The organism is Methylobacterium sp. BTF04 (assembly GCF_010692745.1).
In the GTDB taxonomy this organism is placed as follows: Bacteria; Pseudomonadota; Alphaproteobacteria; order Rhizobiales; family Beijerinckiaceae; genus Methylobacterium.
The window spans coordinates 1-755 of the sequence record NZ_JAAHTB010000223.1 but is presented as its reverse complement, the minus strand read 5'-3'; the positions used below and the strand labels follow the sequence as shown (position 1 = coordinate 755).

Annotated in this window: 2 protein-coding genes; both read right to left on the bottom strand. The window is 66.6% G+C overall.

Features of this window, described 5'->3' with window-relative positions:
* A partial coding sequence (locus tag G3T14_RS24445; protein ID WP_204263056.1) for a transposase occupies window positions 1-306 on the bottom strand: 306 nt, incomplete at its 3' end.
* 111 nt (window positions 307-417) lie between these two features.
* On the bottom strand, window positions 418-755 hold a 338-nt coding region (gene tnpB, locus G3T14_RS24440; RefSeq protein WP_163645045.1), incomplete at its 5' end, for an IS66 family insertion sequence element accessory protein TnpB.

The window sequence follows — 755 nt, the reverse complement described above, 5'->3', positions numbered from 1 at the left end:
GACCCGCTCGCGCGGAAGATGCTCCGGGAACGGCTTGCGTGATGGACGGCGGCGTGGCGCCGGAGCCGGCGACGAGGCCTGCAGCGCCGCAGCCTCTGCCGAGAGTTCCTCCTCCGTAGCCTTGGCCTCCAACTCTTCGAGCTGGAGCTCCATCTGGTCGATGAGCCGCGTGGTGCGCTCCGATCGCTGGCCGTAGAGCTCGCGCCTGAGCTTCTCGATCATCAGCTTCAGATGCGCGATCATCGCTTCGGTGGAGGACGCCGCGGCTTGCGCCTCGATCCGCATCGCGCGCTCGCTGAGGATCATCGCATGAGCCGCCGCCAGATTGGCGGGAAGCGAGGGCGAAGTCGGCGATGAAGGGGCGGCGCTCACGACGGCGAGGGAATCACATCCTCCTGCAAACGCAAGCGAAAAGGCCTATCCGATCGCCGTCGGACGCCAGGTCTCCACCGGATTGCGCCAGTCGATCCCGGAGAGCAGATACCCCATCTGTGCGGGCGTGATCGCGACGACCCCGTCGGCTGGCGAGGGCCATAGAAAGCGGCCCTTCTCAAGCCGTCGCACGTAGAGGCTCGCCGCCTGCCCGTCGTGCCAGATCACCTTCAAGAGATCGCCCCGGCGCCCGCGGAAGCAAAAGACGTGGCCGCCGAGCGGATCACGCTTCAACACCTCCTGCGCCAACAGCGCCAGTGAGGCGAACTGAACCGCCCCGGGTTTCCCGGAGGCTGTTTGGTTTGGATCAAGCGGCCAAGGCT